Raw genomic sequence first — 14548 nt, 5'->3', positions numbered from 1 at the left:
CAAGCCCCGCCACCAGTGAAGGAGAGAGCGTCCATGGCCTCAGAGTCCTCGTTCGACATCGTCTCGGAGTTCGACCGCCAGGAGGTGGACAACGCACTGAACCAGGCCGCCAAGGAGCTGGGCACGCGCTACGACTTCCGCGGCACCGACGCCGGCATCGAGTGGAAGGGCGAGGACGCGGTGGAGATCACCGCTAACACCGAGGACCGCGTCATGGCCGCTAAGGACGTGTTCATCGAGAAGCTGGTCCGCCGCGGGCTCAGCATGAAGGCGCTCGAGGTGGGCGAGCCGATGCCGTCGGGCAAGAGTTTCCGCCTGGTCGGCTCGCTCAAGCAGGGCATCGACAAGGAGAACGCCAAGAAGATCACCAAGCTCCTGCGCGACGAGGGCCCCAAGGGCGTCAAGGCGCAGATCCAGGGCGAGGAGATCCGCGTGTCGTCCAAGAAGCGCGACGACCTGCAGACCTGCATCTCGCTGCTCAAGGGAGCGGACTTCGAGGTGGCACTGCAGTTCACCAACTACCGCTGACCCGCCAACCTGGCGCGCGGTCCCGCGGAAGCGAGTCCGACTCCCCCGCCATTGCGCACCTGCGGGTCTAGAGTGAGCTTCATGACGCAGTTGCGAATCAGCGAGGCGGCCTCCCTGATGGGGGTCAGCGACGACACGGTGCGCCGGTGGATCGAACGCGGCGAGCTCACCGCGTCCCCGGACGATTCCGGTCGCAAGACCGTCGCCGGCGCCGATCTCGCCCGGCTGGCCCAGGAACGGGCCGCCGGGCGGGGCGCAGGAGTGGACGGTTCCGGCGACGCCGCGGTCAGCGCGCGCAACAGCTTCCGCGGCCTGGTCACGTCGGTGAAGTCCGACCCGGTCATGTCCCAGGTCGACATCCAGTGTGGGCCCTACCGCGTGGTCTCGCTGATCTCCACGGAGGCCGTGCGCGAGATGGGCCTGGAGGCCGGCTCTCTGGCCACGGCGCGGGTCAAGGCGACGAGCGTCGTGATCGAAGGCGCCCCGCAATGACGCGCCGATTCGCCGCCGCCGCGCTCGGCGCCGTCGTTGGGCTGTCCGCGTTGGCGGGCTGCGCCTCCGGGGGCGACGACGACACCGCGGCGTCGCAGACGCTGACGGTGTTCGCCGCCGCCTCGCTCACCGAGGCGTTCTCGGAGTTGGCCGAGGACTTCGAGGCGGCCAATCCCGGTGTCGAGGTCCGGCTCTCCTTCGACGGCTCCTCCGGTCTGGTCGACCAGATCGCGAGTGGCGCCCCGGCCGACGTGTTCGTCTCGGCGGACGAGACGAACATGGACCGCGCGATCTCCGAGGGGCTGGTGGCCGGCACGCCGGCGGTGATCGCGACCAACGACCTCACGCTCATCACCCCGCCCGGCAATCCGGCCGGGATCACCGGGCTCGACGGCTCTCTGGACGGCACCCGGCTCGTCGTGTGCGCCGAGGGCGTGCCGTGTGGCAACGCCACCCTGGCGCTCGCGGAATCCGCCGGGGTCGAGTTGCGGCCGGTGAGCGAGGAGACCAAGGTCACCGATGTGCGCGGCAAGGTCTCCTCCGGCGAGGCCGACGCCGGGATCGTCTACGTCACCGACGCCGCGGCTGCGGGGGACGCGGTCGAGAAGGTCGGGATCAGCGGCGCGAGCGCCCATCCCAACCGCTACCCGATCGCGATGCTGGAGAACTCCCCTGCCCCCGACCTCGGCCAGCGCTTCATCGATTTCGTCACCAGCCCCGCCGGTCTGGCCGTGTTGGCCGGGTACGGGTTCGGCCCGCCGTGACCGGTCGGCGTGTCCGCAGCCCCGGCGTTGTGGCGATGCCGCTCCCGCGGTGGCTTCTCGTCGCGGCGACGGGCACCGTCCTGCTGATGGCGCTGCCGCTGCTCGGCCTGGCGGTGCGGATCCCCTGGGCGGATGTCCCCACGCTCGTCGGGTCCGAGGCCGCGCGGGACGCGGCGCTGCTCAGCCTGCGCACGTGCGCGATCTCGACCCTGTTGTGCGTGCTCCTGGGCACCCCCTTGGCGGTGTTGCTCTCGCGCAGTCACGGCCCGTTCGCGGCGCTCGCCCGGACGGTCACCGCGCTGCCCATGGTTCTGCCCCCGGTGGTGGCGGGCCTGGCGCTGCTCATCACCTTCGGACGCACCGGCGTGGTGGGCCGGCACCTGTCGGTGCTGGGCATCGAGATCGGCTTCACGACCGCCGCTGTGGTGATCGCACAGACCTTCGTGGCCATGCCGTTCCTCGTCGTGGCGCTCGAGGGCGCGCTCCGTTCGGTCGACGCTCGCCTCGAGCAGACCGCATCCTCCCTCGGCGCCTCCCCCACCCGCGTCCTCACCACGGTGACGCTGCCGCTGGTGTTGCCCGCACTGGTGGCCGGGGCCACGATGTCCTTCGCCCGCGCCCTCGGCGAGTTCGGCGCGACGCTCACCTTCGCCGGCTCGCTGCAGGGAACCACGCGCACGCTGCCGCTGGAGATCTATCTCAGCCGCGAGTCGGACACCGGGACCGCGCTCACCCTGGCCCTGCTGCTCATCGTCGTGGCGGCGGTCCTCATGGCCGGCTCGGCCGTCGTCGCGCGCAGGGCGGTGACGGGCCGTGGCTGACGCCCCCGCCCGGGCCGTCGCGGCCGCCGCCGTGCCCGCCGCCGAGCTCGACTGCAGCGTCACGGACCGCGACGTCGACCTGCGCCTCGCCGTCCCGGCCGGGCGCCGCGTCGCGATCGTCGGCCCCAACGGCGCCGGCAAGTCCACGGCTCTGGCGCTGCTCGCCGGGCACCTGCGACCCGACTCCGGTGAGGTCCGGATCGACGGCCACGTGGTCAGCTCTCCCCGCGCCCACCTGCCGGCCCATCGCCGCCGCGTGGTGACGCTCGAGCAGCGCCCCGGCCTGTTCCCCCACCTGTCCTCCCTCGACAACGTCGCGTACGGCCCCCGCGCCCGCGGTGTCCGTCGCCGGGACGCGCTCGCCCGCGCCCGCGCCGAACTCGACGCCGTCGGCTGCGCAGACCTCGCCGACCGCCGCCCCCACCAGCTGTCCGGCGGGCAGGCGCAACGCGTCGCCCTGGCCCGCGCGCTGGCGGTGGATCCGGAGCTCGTCCTGCTCGACGAGCCCCTGGCCGCTCTGGACGTGGAGGTCGCACCCGCGATCCGGCGCCTCCTCGCCGACCGCCTCACCGGCCGGGCCGTCGCGCTGGTGACCCACGATCCGCTGGACCTGTGGGCGCTGGCGGACGATGTCGTCGTCGTCCTGTCCGGTCGCGCCGCGCAGACCGGCACGGTCGAGCAGGTCCTCGCCCGCCCCGCGTCCGACTTCGGCGCGCGACTGGCGGGGGTGTCGCTGGTGGAGGGGACGATCGTCGACGACGACGAGGTCCACACCCCCGCCGGCGACGCGGTCACCGGGGTCCGTGCCGAGCCCGCGGACGGGTGGCGCAACGGCGGGCGGGCGATCGCGACGGTGGATCCGCGATCGGTGGCGATCCGTGCGGTCGGCGCGCCGGCGGGTCCGGGCGCGCTCGCGGGGAGCCCGGTCGACCTCGCCGACAGCCCGGCCGGCCCCGCCTCGAGCCCGCGGAATTCGTGGCCCGCGCGCGTGGTGGCGGTGGCCCCGGCGGGCGCGCTGACCCGGCTGACGGCAGAGCTACGGGACGGGCAGCTGGTGGATGCCGAGGTGACCAGCCGCTCGGCCGCCGAGCTGTCGCTCGCGCCGGGGTCGGACGTGATGCTGGTGGTCAAAGCCGCCCAGGTCGCGCTCTATCCGCGTCCCTGACGCCCGCCCGCCTCGTCGATCGCCTCTGGGGCGCGCGGCGACTACCCGGAGACTCCCGGGCGGAGGTGTCAGCCGACGCGGTCGACGGTGAAGCGCACGAGCCGTCGCAGCGCTTCGTTGGCGGGGCCGGCCGGCAGCGCGTCGAGTTCGGCCATGGCGTCGTCGACGTACTGCTCCAGCGCGACCCGCGCGCGGCGCATGCCCTCCGAGGCACGGAGCAGGTCGAGGGCCTCGGCGACCTCGGCGTCGTCGGTCAACGGCTGCGCGAGCAGTTCCCGCAGCCGGGCGCTGTCCGCTGAACCGTCCTCCATGGCGTAGATCATGGGCAGCGTGTGGACGCCCTCGCGCAGATCCGTGCCGGGCGTCTTGCCCGAGTCGTCTGCGGGCGAGGCGATGTCGATGATGTCGTCGGCGATCTGGAACGCGATCCCCACCGCGTCGCCGAGGCGGCGCAGGCGCTCGATCTGCTCGGCGTCCGCTCCGGAGTACTCGCCACCGAACTGGGCGGCGGCGGCGATCAGCGAGCCGGTCTTCTCCCAGATCACGCGCAGGTAGTGCTCGGCGGCGTCGGTGGCCTGCTCACCGGTTCCGGGTCCGACGGTCTCACGCATCTGACCGGTGACCAGCTCGGCGAAGGTCTGGGCGATGAGTTGCACCGCCGCCGGGCCGAGGTCGGCCAGCAACATGGACGCGTGGGCGAACAGGAAGTCGCCGGCGAGGATGGCGGTCGAGTTATCCCAGCGACTGTTCGCGGACTCGACACCGCGACGCATGGCCGCCTCGTCCATCACATCGTCGTGGTACAGGGTGGCGAGGTGGATCATCTCGCACACGACGGCGGCCTTGACCAGTCGCTCGCGGTCGGGCTCCGGGCCGAGCTGCCCGGTCAGGAGCGTCATGAGCGGGCGGAATCGCTTGCCGCCGGCGGTGACGAGGTGCAGGGCGACCTCGGAGAGGAAGTCCTCCCCGCTGGCCAGTCGACTGACGAGCAACTTCTCGACCTCGTCGAGCGTGCTCCGCAAGTCGGCCGCGAGGGCTGCGTCACCGAGGTCCACACCCGCCACCGTGTGGTCGGGCGTCGTTGCCGCGGTGCCGGTCGTCACTGAATCGCTCGACATCCCCACTCGTCCTCGTCGCCTGTAGCGGAACCGGCGTCGACCGGCCCTGAGGACAGACTACGGTCCCGCACTCAGGGCTGCGGCACCCCACCCCGTCCGAGGTCCCGGCGACCGTCCGGCCGTGCGACCTGCCACCATGGAGCACATGGAGTCACGGCCGCCACTTCCCGCTTCGACCGATGTCCTCGTGGTGGGCTGCGGGCCCGCCGGGTCGGCCACGGCGACGTGGCTGGCGCGGGCCGGGCGCGAGGTGACGGTGCTGGACGCAGCGATCTTCCCCAGGGACAAGACCTGCGGTGACGGGCTCACGCCACGGGCGATGGCCGAGGTCGATCGGCTGGGTCTGGGCACGTGGGCGCGGGATCGCATCACCATCAGGGGGCTGGATCTGCGCGGCTTCGGCCATCAGCGCCGGGTGCCGTGGCCGGCGGGCGATCACGGCGGGACCGGTTCGGCCGTGCGCCGCACGGTGTTCGACAACCGCCTGCGTCAGACCGCCGTCGAGGCCGGCGCCGTGGTCCATGAGGGCGTGCGGGTGACGGGCGTGGAGAGGGGCGACGACGACGCGGTCGTCGCCGTCCGGGCCGGGGAGCAGCGAATCGCGTGCCGGACCCTCGTGGTCGCGGACGGCGTCCGCTCGCCGGTGGGCAGGATGCTCGGTCGGACCTGGCATCGCGACACCGTGTACGCCGTGGCGGCGCGCTCCTACATCCGGTCGGGCAGGCACGACCATCCGTGGATCGGTTCTGATCTCGAACTGCGCGACGAAGCGGGCGCCATCCAACCCGGCTACGGCTGGGTGTTCCCGCTCGGCGACGGCGAGATCAACCTGGGCGTGGGTGCACTCGCGACGGCGGCCCGCCCGGCGAACGTCGCGGTCAAGGAACTGCTGCAGCACTACGCGCGTCTCGTGCGCGACGACTGGGAGTTGACCGGCGAGCCGCGGGCGGTGACGTCGGCGCTGCTGCCGATGGGGGGCGCGGTGTCCGGGGTGGCCGGTCGCAACTGGGCTGCCGTGGGCGATGCCGCGGCGTGCGTGAACCCGCTCAACGGCGAGGGCATCGACTACGCACTCGAGGGAGGTCGTCTGCTGGCCGAGCTCATCTGCTCGGGCCCCGGGCCCGCCGGCGCCGGCTCGAGCGCTTCGGGGTCCGGCACGCGCCCCGTCACCGTCGACCTCTCCCGCGCCTGGCCGGAGCTGCTGCGCGCGACCTACGGTGAGTCGTTCGCGATCGCCCGCGACGCGGCCCATCTGCTGACGTTCCCGAAGTTCCTGCCACTGGCCGGGCCGATCGGGATGCGCTCGCAGGCGCTGATGACGGCCGCGGTGCGCTGCATGTCCAATACGGTGGCCGATTCCGACCGCGACATCGTCGCCCGGAGCTGGCGGGCCGCAGGCTCGATCGCCCGCCGCCTGGACCGCCGCCCGCTCTTCACCGACTGACCCTGCGCGCCGCTCTGCGCCCCGGCATCCGTTGCCGGATGGGACGGGCGGGGTGAGATCAGGCGGGCTTGCGGGCCATGTGGATCGCCGCGATCCCGCCGGTGAGGTTGGTGACGCTGCAGCGCTCCCAGCCGCTCGACTCGATGATCCGCATCAGTGCCGCCTGGTCGGGCCAGTCGCGGATCGACTCGGCCAGGTAGACGTAGGCGTCCGGGTTCGAGGACACGCTGGTGGCGATCTTCGGCAGCGCCCTCATCAGGTAGTTCATGTAGATCGCACGGAACGGCGGGAACACCGGGGTGGAGAACTCCACCACGGCCAGCCGGCCGCCGGGCCGCACCACGCGTGCCATCTCCCGCAGCCCGGCGGCGGTGTCCTGCACATTGCGCAACCCGAAGCTGATGGTCGCGGCGTCGAAGGAGTCGTCGGCGAACGGCAGCCTCATGGCGTCACCGGCGACCTTGGGCACGTCGCGGCGGGCACCGGCGCGGAGCATGCCGAGCGAGAAGTCGGCCGCCACGCACCATGCGCCGGACTTCGCCAGCTCGACCGTCGACACCGCGGTGCCGGCCGCCAGGTCGAGGACACTCTCGCCGGGCCGCGGCGCGAGCAGCGAGCGCGCACGACGACGCCACAGGTGGTCCATGCCCCCGGAGAGGACGGTGTTGGTCACGTCGTAGCGGTCGGCGACTCCGTCGAACATCGACGCTACGTCGCGGGGCTGCTTGTCGAGATCGGCGCGGGACACGCCCACGACGCTACCCGCTGGTGGTCAGGCCACCACACGCGACGGCCGGGCCACGCCGTGACGTCGGGCGGTGGTCCGGGCCCCCGCGGCCGCGTAGTGGTCGAAGAGTTGACCGCAGATCGCGTCCCAGGTGCGGCCCGAGACGGTCGACAGGGCGCCGGCGGCGAGCGCGTCGTGGTCGGCGAGCACGCGGTCCACCGTGTCGGAGACCTCGGCGGCGTAGGTACGGGGGTCGAGCAGATAGCCGTTCACGCCGGCCCGGACCAGGTCGCGCGGGCCGCCCCGGTCGGGGCCCACGACGGGCACGCCCGAAGCCTGCGCCTCCTGGATGGACTGGCAGAACGTCTCGAACTCGCCGGCGTGGCAGAACACGTCGAAGGTGGCGTAGGCCTGGCCGAGCTGCTCTCCGTGGAGTTCACCGGTGAAGATCGCGTGCGGCATCGCGTCCTGGAGCGCGGGACGGTCCGGGCCGTCGCCGACGACGACGAGTTGCAGATCGCCGGCGGGGCCCGACCGGTCGGCGATCGCCTGCAATCTCTCGACGTGCTTCTCCGGGGCGAGCCGGCCGACGAACCCCACGACGGGCCGCCCCTCTGGCGACCACAGCCTGTGCAGGGCCTCGCTGCACCGGGCGGGGTTGAACCGGACGGAGTCCACACCGCGGCCCCACCGGTAGAGGCGCGGGATGCCGTGGCCGGACAGGTCGGCCATGGCCGCGGTGGACGGCGCGAGGGTGCGGTCGCAGCTGACGTGGATGGCCCGGGTCCAGGCCCAGGCCGCGTCGGCCATGACGCCGACGCCGTAGGAGTCCGCGAACCCGGCGACGTCGGTCTGGTAGACGGCGACGGTGGGCACGTCGAGGGCGCGCGCGGCGGCGGCACCCGCGGCGCCGAGCACGAACGGCGAGGCCAGGTGCACCACGTCGGGCGCGAAGTCGCGGAGCGCGTTGTAGACGCTCGGGCTGGGGGCGCCCACGGGCAGCGAGGAGACGACCGGCACACGAACGGACGTGACCCGGTGGACGGGGAAGCCCAGGTGGTGGTCGCGCTCGGACATCATCGACTCGGGCCCGCCGAAGAGGGGGACGAACCCGCTGACCAGCGGATGCGCGCGCACCGCGTCCGCCGCACCCTGCCACAGGCCGACGTTGCCCGACGGCGCCACGACCAGGCAGTCGTGCCCGTGCCTGCGCGCGTATTCCAGCACGCGGAGGACGGAGTTGGTGACGCCGTTGACGTTCGGCAGGAACGATTCGGTGACGATTGCTACGCGCACCTCATCACTGTCGCCCGCGCCGGCCACACGCCGGTGATCTCCCGGGGACGACCCGAGGAATTCACGATGACGGCCGGTGAACCCTCGGCGACGTGGCGGCATACACGAGCGCCGCGAGCGGGACCACGACCGCCGGGACGCTCAACGCGGGCACCACCGCGACGGTCCAGCTGCGGCCCGACACGCGGACGAGGTCGGGGTTCGCGCGCCGGAACTCGACCTGCACGCGTTGGCCCTCGACGAGGCCGGTCGGATAGAAGACGCCGGTCACCGGACGCACGTTCTGCCCGCCGCCGGCGTCGAACTCGACCGCTGCGCGCCGGTCGGTGACCTCGGTGACGGTGGCGGTGGCGCTGCCCATGTCCTGGTCGATGCGCTGGTCGTTGATGAAGCACGCCAGGAGGATGAGCAGCGCGACGACGAGGGAGAACAGGGCGACGACGACGGCGACGATCCGCACCGCACGTCTGGTGAGCGCCGCTCGCCGCACCTGACGGGCCGAGCGCCGGCGAGCCGGCCGGAGCGGGCGTGCGGATCCCGTGGTGGTCACCCGGGGGCCCCGCTCATCCGAGCGCCTCTGCCCGTAGGGCGGCGTGGAGGTCGCGCAGGCCCTGGCGGCTGGTGGAGACCCGCACGACGCGCATGCCCTCGGGGACGATGTCGCGGTGCCGGGCGGAGATCGACGGCCCGGTGAGCATCTCCTCGAGGCCGGCCGGGTCGGTGTCGGTGAACGGGATGCCCGCGCCGACACAGAGCGCGCGCAGGTCGGCGCCGTGCGGGGTGCCGAAGACCCGCTCGAAATCGGTGGCCAGCCGGGGATCGCCCTGCTCGAGGAGTGAGAAGATGCCGCCCCCGTCGTCGTCCGCGACGACGATCGTCAGATCCTCGGGGTGCAGTTCGCGGGGGCCCAGTACCAGTCCCGACAGGTCGTGGAGGAAGGTCAGGTCACCCATCAGCGCCACCGTGCGGCCCGGCGCCGTGAGGGCCACCCCGATGGCCGTGGACACGGTGCCGTCGATGCCGGCCGCCCCGCGGTTGGCGTACACCGACACGTCGGGGTCCAGAGGGCCCACCAGGGACAGGTCGCGGATGGCGTTGGAGGCGCCCACGACGAGGTTCCCGCCGTCCCGCATCCCGCGGGCCACCGCCCGTGCCACGTGCAACCCGGTGGGTCCGGCCGAGTTGAGGTGCCGGTCGAGGAGGCGGTCGACCGCCTCACGGGCGTGCGTGTTCACCTTGGCCGCCTCGGCGACCCACGCCGGGTCCACGTCCCACCCGGTGAGGACCGAGTCCGCGAGTTCGGCGGCGCTGCCGGTCGGGTTGGGCGAGTGCGGGCCCGCGTCGAGGATCACCAGGTCGACCCCGGGATCGGCCAGCAACCCGGTGACCGACCTGTGCAGGGTCGGCCGCCCGGTCACCACGACCTGCTCCGGAGACAGTCCGGGGATCGCGAGTGGGTGCACCGGGTGCAGCGGGACCGGCGCCCCGGGCTCGGCGACCGTCGGCACGCCCACCAGCCCGGACACGGGCTGCGCGCCGGCTCCGGAGACGACCAGCGTCCGCCGGGTCAGGTCCACCGCCACGGCCGAGGCGCCCGGCGCGGAGTCCAGCCCCGCCATGGCCCGCTGCACCCACGGACGACCGCCGGGGCGGCCCTCCGGGAGATCGACCGGCGCAGCGGTGACAGCGCGCGCGGTCGCGGCGTCGTCGTCATCATCATCCCCGCCCAGGGCGGTGCCGTCGGCGGCGGTGAGGCGGTACTCCTCGTCCCCCTCCGCCGGGACGAGCGGCTCGCGGAAGGCGATGTCGACCTGCACCGGACCCGGATCCGACAGGGCCGTGGCGGTGAGGATCGCGCGGCCGATCGCGGCACGCCAATGGCGGTGCTCGAGCTCGGGGTCTCCGGCCGCTCCCAGTTCGACCACCGTTCGCGCGTGCGGCCCGAACAGTCCCACCTGGTCGATGGTCTGGTTGGCGCCGGTCCCCCGCAGCTCGGGCGGGCGGTTGGCGGTCAGGGCGAGGATCGGCACCCCGGAGTGCGCGGCCTCGACCATCGCCGGGTGGAGGTTGGCCACCGCGGTGCCGGAGGTGACCACGACGGGGACCGGCCGCTTCGACCCGAGCGCCAGTCCCAGTGCGGTGAACCCGGCCCCGCGCTCGTCGATCCGGACATGCAGCCGGAGCCGGCCGGCCCGCTCGGCCGCGGCCAGCGCCAGGGCCAGCGGCGCGCTGCGTGAACCCGGGCACAGGACCGCGTCGGTGATGCCGTGGCGGAGCATCTCGTCGACCAGCACGCGGGCCTGCGCGGTGCTGGGATTGCTCTGGGTGGGGTGGCTGGGAGTCATCGCCACCAGCCTAGTCGGGGGCGGTCGCGGCGTCGGGTCCCCGCGACGGGCGGGCGGCGTGGGTCACCCGCTCGGCCAGCGCGGCGAACCGCTCCCGCAACCCGTCCGGCGACTCGACCGTGAACGGCGCGGGCAGGCGGGCCAGGTACCAGGCCAGATCGTCCAGGTCGGTGGCGCCGGCCTCCAGGCGGCAGGCCGGGCCGTCGGGGTGGTCGTGGCCGCGCAGGGCCGTCACCGCACCGAACGGCGGCGGGAAACACTCCAGCACCTTCTCCGCCGGCGCCTCCACCACCACGCTGGCCCGGTACTCGTACGGCGCCGTGGCGACGGACTGCTGCACATGCGTGGCCGGATCGGGCACGTCCGCGCGGGGCGTGAACCGCCAGCGCGTGCGGTGCACCGACCGGATGCGGTCCAGACGGAAGGTGCGCCAGTCGGCCCGGTCGAGGTCGAACGACAGGAGGTACCACCGCCGGCCCAACACCACGATCCGGTACGGCTCGACCCGGCGCTCGGTGTCCCGGCCCGCGCGGTCCCGGTAGTCCATCCGCACCTGCTCCGAGGCGCGGACCGCGTGCCCGAGTTCGATGAGCAGCGCCGGCTCGACCGGGGTGTCCGTGCCCGGGACCGCCACCATCGACTCGGTGACGGCGGCGACCCGCTCCCGCAGTCGGCCCGGCATCACCTGGTCGAGCTTGGTCAGCGCTCCCAACGCGTGCTCGCCGACGCCCGCGACCGCACCGCCGGCGGCGAGGCGCAGGGCGATGGCGACGGCGACCGCCTCGCGGTCATCGAGCAGGAGGGGCGGCAGTCTCCGGCCCGAGCCCAGCCGATAGCCACCGCCCGCGCCGCGCTCCGACTCGACCGGGTACCCCAGGTCTCGCAGTCGGTCGACGTCGCGGCGGACGGACCGGATCGTCACCCCGAGCTCGCCGGCCAACTCGGCGCCCGTCCACACGGACCGGCGCTGGAGCAGGTCCAGCAGGCTGAGCACGCGCTGGGTGGTGGGCGTCCTGTCCGCGGTCATGCGAGAAGTCTCCCACCCGCAGAGGACAGAAACTGTCCTGATGGGCTGCGATGCTGGTTTCACCGCGACCGCAGGCCGTGGAACCGATCGCCCCAGGAGCCCGACATGACCGCCGACAGTCCCTCGCCCGTAGACCGCCCACAAGCCACTGACAGCCCCCTCGACTGGACAGGTCAGCTGGTCGATCAACTGGATTTCCACTGGCACGGCCACCTGCGCCCGAGGCTGGAGGGCCTGACCGACGAGGAGTACCACTTCTCCCCCGCTCCCGACGCGCTGACCTGGGGCGTGCGCCCGCGGGGCACCGGCGCGGCGGAGATGCAGGGCGGGACCGGGGAGTTCACGATCGACTTCGCCTACCCCGAGCCCCAGCCGGCGCCACTGACGACCATCGCGTGGCGCATCGGCCACGTCGTCGTCGGCGTGCTGGGCGCGCGGTGGCATTCCCACTTCGGCGGACCGCCACACGACTACATGACCCACGAGTTCGCCGGTGACGCCGCCGGCGGCCTCGCCCAGTTGGACCGCACCTACGCCGGGTGGATCAACGGCGTCCGCGGGCTCGACGCCCGGGACCTCGCGACCCCCGTCGGCCCCGCCGAGGGGCACTGGGCCGACGCGCCCATGGCCACGCTCGTTCTGCACATCAGCCGCGAGGTCATCCACCACGGGGCCGAGATGTGCCTGCTCCGCGACCTGTACGCCACCACCCGCTGACCGAACCACCAGATCACGAGGAGTCGTCATGCCCTTCTTCCCCGCCACCTCCGGCACCGAGCGCGAGAACCTGCTCGAGTGGATCGACGTCGCGCTCACCAACGCGCGATCGATCGTCGCCGGACTGACCGCAGATCAGCTCCGTACCCGCCCGATCCCGTCCAGCGAGCTCACACTCGGCTGGCTCATCCTGCACATCGGCGAGGTCGCCGAAGGCTGGCTCGGTCGTGCCGCCGCCGCCCCCCGGCCACTGGAAACCGGCCGCACCCTGCTCGAGTCCTTCGAACACGCGGAGACCGTCAACCAGGTGGCGCCCGACGCGACCGCCGAGGAGATCCTGGCCGAGTTCGACCGCCGGCACGCCGCCGGTCTCGACCACCTCCGCACCGTCGACCTCGACGCGCCCGTGCCCGTGCCCACCGAGATGCCCTGGTTCCCTGCGGACCTGCCCGCGTTCAACGGGCGCTGGGCGGCACTGCACGCACTCGCCGAGATCGAACGGCACAGCGGACATGCCGACATCCTGCGCGAGGCCATCGACGGCGGCACGATGTACGACCTCATCGCGCGCGACCAGGGCATCGACATGTCCTACATCGGCCGGTGGTTCGCAGAGCACCCGGAAGTGCCGGCGCCGGCGTGGTGACAGTGACTCCGCGTCGGCCCGGGGGCGCGGGGCGGGCGCGGGGCGGGCGTGGCGAGCGCGGGGCGCCGACCCGCAACGGGCAGAGTGACCTCCGCCGCCCGGCAGGACGATGCGCGGCCCCGGCGGCAGAATGGGCTCATGCGCACCGTCTACACGCCCGAGGATCCCCCCGCCAGGGGCCTGTACCCGCTTCTCACCGCGTCGGTCGCGCCCCGGCCGATCGCCTGGGTGTCGACGGTGTCCGCCGACGGGGTGCCGAACCTCGCGCCGTACTCGTTCTTCACCGTTGCCTGCACGGATCCGGCGATCCTGTCGGTCACCTCGATCGGCCACAAGGACACCCACCGGAACGTGGTGGACACCGGCGAGTTCGTGGTGAACATCGGCACCGAGTCGCTGATGGAGGTCATGAACGCCACGTCCGCCCCGTTCGGCCCGGATGTCGACGAGTTCGAGGCGACAGGCCTGACCTCGGTGGCGTCCGACAGAGTCTCTGCGCCGCGCGTAGCCGAGGCACCGATCGCGTTCGAGTGCGTCCGCCACGACGTGATCGACCTCGGGACCAGTGCGATGCTGCTCGGCCGGGTCGTGAGCGTGACCATCGCGGACGACGTGCTGGCCGCGGACGGGTTGCCCGACTTCAACTCACTGCTGCCGCCCTCCCGCCTGGGGCGGCACCAGTGGGGCTACGCCCCGCGGACGCGGGAGCTCCCCCGGCCGGTGAAGTAGCGGCTGACCGGACCAGCGGCGATAGGGTTCCGGCATGACCACCGGTGCCCGAAAGTACGACAGTTCCCGCCGGCAGCAGCAGGGGCGCGAGCGCATCCTGGAGGCGGCCCTCGACCTGGCCCGCGTTAGTGGCGGGTGGAACTGGGTGGACATCACGTTCAAGACGGTGGCCGACGCCGCCGGGGTGAGCGAGCGGACCGTCTACCGGCACTTCCCCACCCAGTCGGATCTCCACGAGGCACTGCTGCTCCGGATCAATCAGGATGCCGGGATCTCCTACGACGACCTGTCCGTCGACGACGTGTCGGAGCTGGTCGGGCGCCTGTTCACCTCGCTCAGCACCTTTGACCGGGCTCTGCACACGCAGCCCACGCCCTCGGACGCGGCGATCGCCATGAACCGCGATCGGATGCAGGCACTACTCGATGCCTGTGGCGGCGACCGTCGTCTCGCTGCACTTCTGGATGTGCTGTGGAGCAACGACACCTATGAGCGGCTGTCGTCGATCTGGCGGATGCCGACCGACGACGCCGTCGATGCAGTCACCTGGGCGATCGATCGACTGCTGTCGCCGGAAGGGCGCGCCTGAGCCCGGCCGGGGAGGCGCGCCTGAGCGCGGCCGGGCAGACGATCGTTCTCGAAACTCGCAGGCCCGGGGGGGGTTGTGCCCAGTTCGTATTTCGTGTCATAGTTCTGACACAAAATACGAACCGAGGAGCGTGGGCATCG

At 72.8% G+C, this 14548-nt stretch carries 16 protein-coding genes; 10 read left to right on the top strand and 6 right to left on the bottom strand.

Features of this window, described 5'->3' with window-relative positions:
• Positions 1-33: 33 nt before the first annotated feature.
• The 5 genes from ACWGLC_RS03065 to ACWGLC_RS03045 all read left to right on the top strand — a co-directional run bounded on the left by ACWGLC_RS03065 (position 34) and on the right by ACWGLC_RS03045 (position 3770).
• Complete coding sequence (locus ACWGLC_RS03065; RefSeq protein ID WP_230928324.1) at positions 34-528, top strand: YajQ family cyclic di-GMP-binding protein; 495 nt, start codon at positions 34-36, stop codon at positions 526-528.
• A gap of 81 nt (positions 529-609) precedes the next feature.
• Entirely contained in the window at positions 610-1020 is a 411-nt protein-coding gene (locus tag ACWGLC_RS03060) for a TOBE domain-containing protein (protein WP_452098525.1), read from the top strand.
• Complete coding sequence (gene modA, locus ACWGLC_RS03055) at positions 1017-1784, top strand: molybdate ABC transporter substrate-binding protein (protein WP_452098524.1); 768 nt, start codon at positions 1017-1019, stop codon at positions 1782-1784. Before ACWGLC_RS03060 ends, modA begins: the two co-directional genes overlap by 4 nt.
• A gap of 35 nt (positions 1785-1819) precedes the next feature.
• On the top strand, positions 1820-2605 hold the full coding sequence (locus ACWGLC_RS03050) for an ABC transporter permease (RefSeq protein WP_452098735.1): 786 nt from the start codon (positions 1820-1822) through the stop codon (positions 2603-2605).
• Complete coding sequence (locus ACWGLC_RS03045; protein ID WP_452098523.1) at positions 2598-3770, top strand: sulfate/molybdate ABC transporter ATP-binding protein; 1173 nt, start codon at positions 2598-2600, stop codon at positions 3768-3770. Before ACWGLC_RS03050 ends, ACWGLC_RS03045 begins: the two co-directional genes overlap by 8 nt.
• A 68-nt stretch (positions 3771-3838) precedes the next feature.
• On the opposite strand, the gene ACWGLC_RS03040 is transcribed toward ACWGLC_RS03045, so the two are convergent.
• Positions 3839-4888, bottom strand: a complete 1050-nt coding sequence (locus ACWGLC_RS03040; protein ID WP_452098522.1) for a polyprenyl synthetase family protein — start codon at positions 4886-4888, stop codon at positions 3839-3841.
• A 136-nt stretch (positions 4889-5024) separates the two neighbouring features.
• On the opposite strand from ACWGLC_RS03040, the gene ACWGLC_RS03035 reads away from it, so the two are divergent.
• On the top strand, positions 5025-6332 hold the full coding sequence (locus ACWGLC_RS03035; protein WP_452098734.1) for a geranylgeranyl reductase family protein: 1308 nt from the start codon (positions 5025-5027) through the stop codon (positions 6330-6332).
• A 58-nt stretch (positions 6333-6390) separates the two neighbouring features.
• Here the strand turns inward: ACWGLC_RS03035 and ACWGLC_RS03030 are convergent, their stop codons facing one another.
• The 5 genes from ACWGLC_RS03030 to ACWGLC_RS03010 form a co-directional block, all read right to left on the bottom strand.
• Positions 6391-7080: a demethylmenaquinone methyltransferase gene (locus ACWGLC_RS03030; protein ID WP_452098521.1), complete on the bottom strand. Its 690-nt coding sequence runs from the start codon at positions 7078-7080 to the stop codon at positions 6391-6393.
• A gap of 24 nt (positions 7081-7104) precedes the next feature.
• Positions 7105-8355 (bottom strand): glycosyltransferase family 4 protein, encoded by a 1251-nt coding sequence (locus ACWGLC_RS03025; protein ID WP_452098520.1) that lies wholly within the window; start codon positions 8353-8355, stop codon positions 7105-7107.
• A 61-nt stretch (positions 8356-8416) separates the two neighbouring features.
• Entirely contained in the window at positions 8417-8905 is a 489-nt protein-coding gene (locus tag ACWGLC_RS03020; RefSeq protein ID WP_452098519.1) for a hypothetical protein, read from the bottom strand.
• 13 nt (positions 8906-8918) lie between these two features.
• Positions 8919-10700, bottom strand: a complete 1782-nt coding sequence (gene menD / locus ACWGLC_RS03015) for a 2-succinyl-5-enolpyruvyl-6-hydroxy-3-cyclohexene-1-carboxylic-acid synthase (RefSeq protein WP_452098518.1) — start codon at positions 10698-10700, stop codon at positions 8919-8921.
• 10 nt (positions 10701-10710) lie between these two features.
• A complete protein-coding gene (locus ACWGLC_RS03010; protein WP_452098517.1) occupies positions 10711-11727 on the bottom strand; it encodes a helix-turn-helix transcriptional regulator in 1017 nt (338 codons plus the stop codon).
• 105 nt (positions 11728-11832) lie between these two features.
• Between ACWGLC_RS03010 and ACWGLC_RS03005 the strand changes: the two genes are divergently transcribed.
• The 4 genes from ACWGLC_RS03005 (at position 11833) to ACWGLC_RS02990 (ending at position 14408) form a co-directional block, all read left to right on the top strand.
• On the top strand, positions 11833-12444 hold the full coding sequence (locus ACWGLC_RS03005) for a DinB family protein (protein WP_452098516.1): 612 nt from the start codon (positions 11833-11835) through the stop codon (positions 12442-12444).
• 28 nt (positions 12445-12472) lie between these two features.
• Positions 12473-13090, top strand: a complete 618-nt coding sequence (locus ACWGLC_RS03000; RefSeq protein WP_452098515.1) for a mycothiol transferase — start codon at positions 12473-12475, stop codon at positions 13088-13090.
• A 138-nt stretch (positions 13091-13228) separates the two neighbouring features.
• Complete coding sequence (locus ACWGLC_RS02995) at positions 13229-13819, top strand: flavin reductase family protein (RefSeq protein WP_452098514.1); 591 nt, start codon at positions 13229-13231, stop codon at positions 13817-13819.
• A 34-nt stretch (positions 13820-13853) separates the two neighbouring features.
• A complete protein-coding gene (locus ACWGLC_RS02990; protein ID WP_452098513.1) occupies positions 13854-14408 on the top strand; it encodes a TetR/AcrR family transcriptional regulator in 555 nt (184 codons plus the stop codon).
• Positions 14409-14548: the final 140 nt, after the last annotated feature.

Source organism: Dietzia sp. NPDC055877 (genome assembly GCF_053615975.1).
This window is presented reverse-complemented; position numbering and strand designations above follow the sequence as displayed.

Bases quoted from the DNA above. Each gene is read 5' to 3' on its own strand.
- ACWGLC_RS03000 (WP_452098515.1), top strand. From the start codon at position 12,473: ATGCCCTTCTTCCCCGCCACCTCCGGCACCGAGCGCGAGAACCTGCTC.
- ACWGLC_RS03035 (WP_452098734.1), top strand. From the start codon at position 5,025: ATGGAGCACATGGAGTCACGGCCGCCACTTCCCGCTTCGACCGATGTC.
- ACWGLC_RS03050 (WP_452098735.1), top strand. From the start codon at position 1,820: ATGCCGCTCCCGCGGTGGCTTCTCGTCGCGGCGACGGGCACCGTCCTG.
- modA (WP_452098524.1), top strand. From the start codon at position 1,017: ATGACGCGCCGATTCGCCGCCGCCGCGCTCGGCGCCGTCGTTGGGCTG.
- menD (WP_452098518.1), bottom strand. From the start codon at position 10,700: ATGACTCCCAGCCACCCCACCCAGAGCAATCCCAGCACCGCGCAGGCC.
- ACWGLC_RS03065 (WP_230928324.1), top strand. From the start codon at position 34: ATGGCCTCAGAGTCCTCGTTCGACATCGTCTCGGAGTTCGACCGCCAG.
- ACWGLC_RS03005 (WP_452098516.1), top strand. From the start codon at position 11,833: ATGACCGCCGACAGTCCCTCGCCCGTAGACCGCCCACAAGCCACTGAC.
- ACWGLC_RS03010 (WP_452098517.1), bottom strand. From the start codon at position 11,727: ATGACCGCGGACAGGACGCCCACCACCCAGCGCGTGCTCAGCCTGCTG.
- ACWGLC_RS03060 (WP_452098525.1), top strand. From the start codon at position 610: ATGACGCAGTTGCGAATCAGCGAGGCGGCCTCCCTGATGGGGGTCAGC.
- ACWGLC_RS02990 (WP_452098513.1), top strand. From the start codon at position 13,854: ATGACCACCGGTGCCCGAAAGTACGACAGTTCCCGCCGGCAGCAGCAG.
- ACWGLC_RS03040 (WP_452098522.1), bottom strand. From the start codon at position 4,888: ATGTCGAGCGATTCAGTGACGACCGGCACCGCGGCAACGACGCCCGAC.
- ACWGLC_RS02995 (WP_452098514.1), top strand. From the start codon at position 13,229: ATGCGCACCGTCTACACGCCCGAGGATCCCCCCGCCAGGGGCCTGTAC.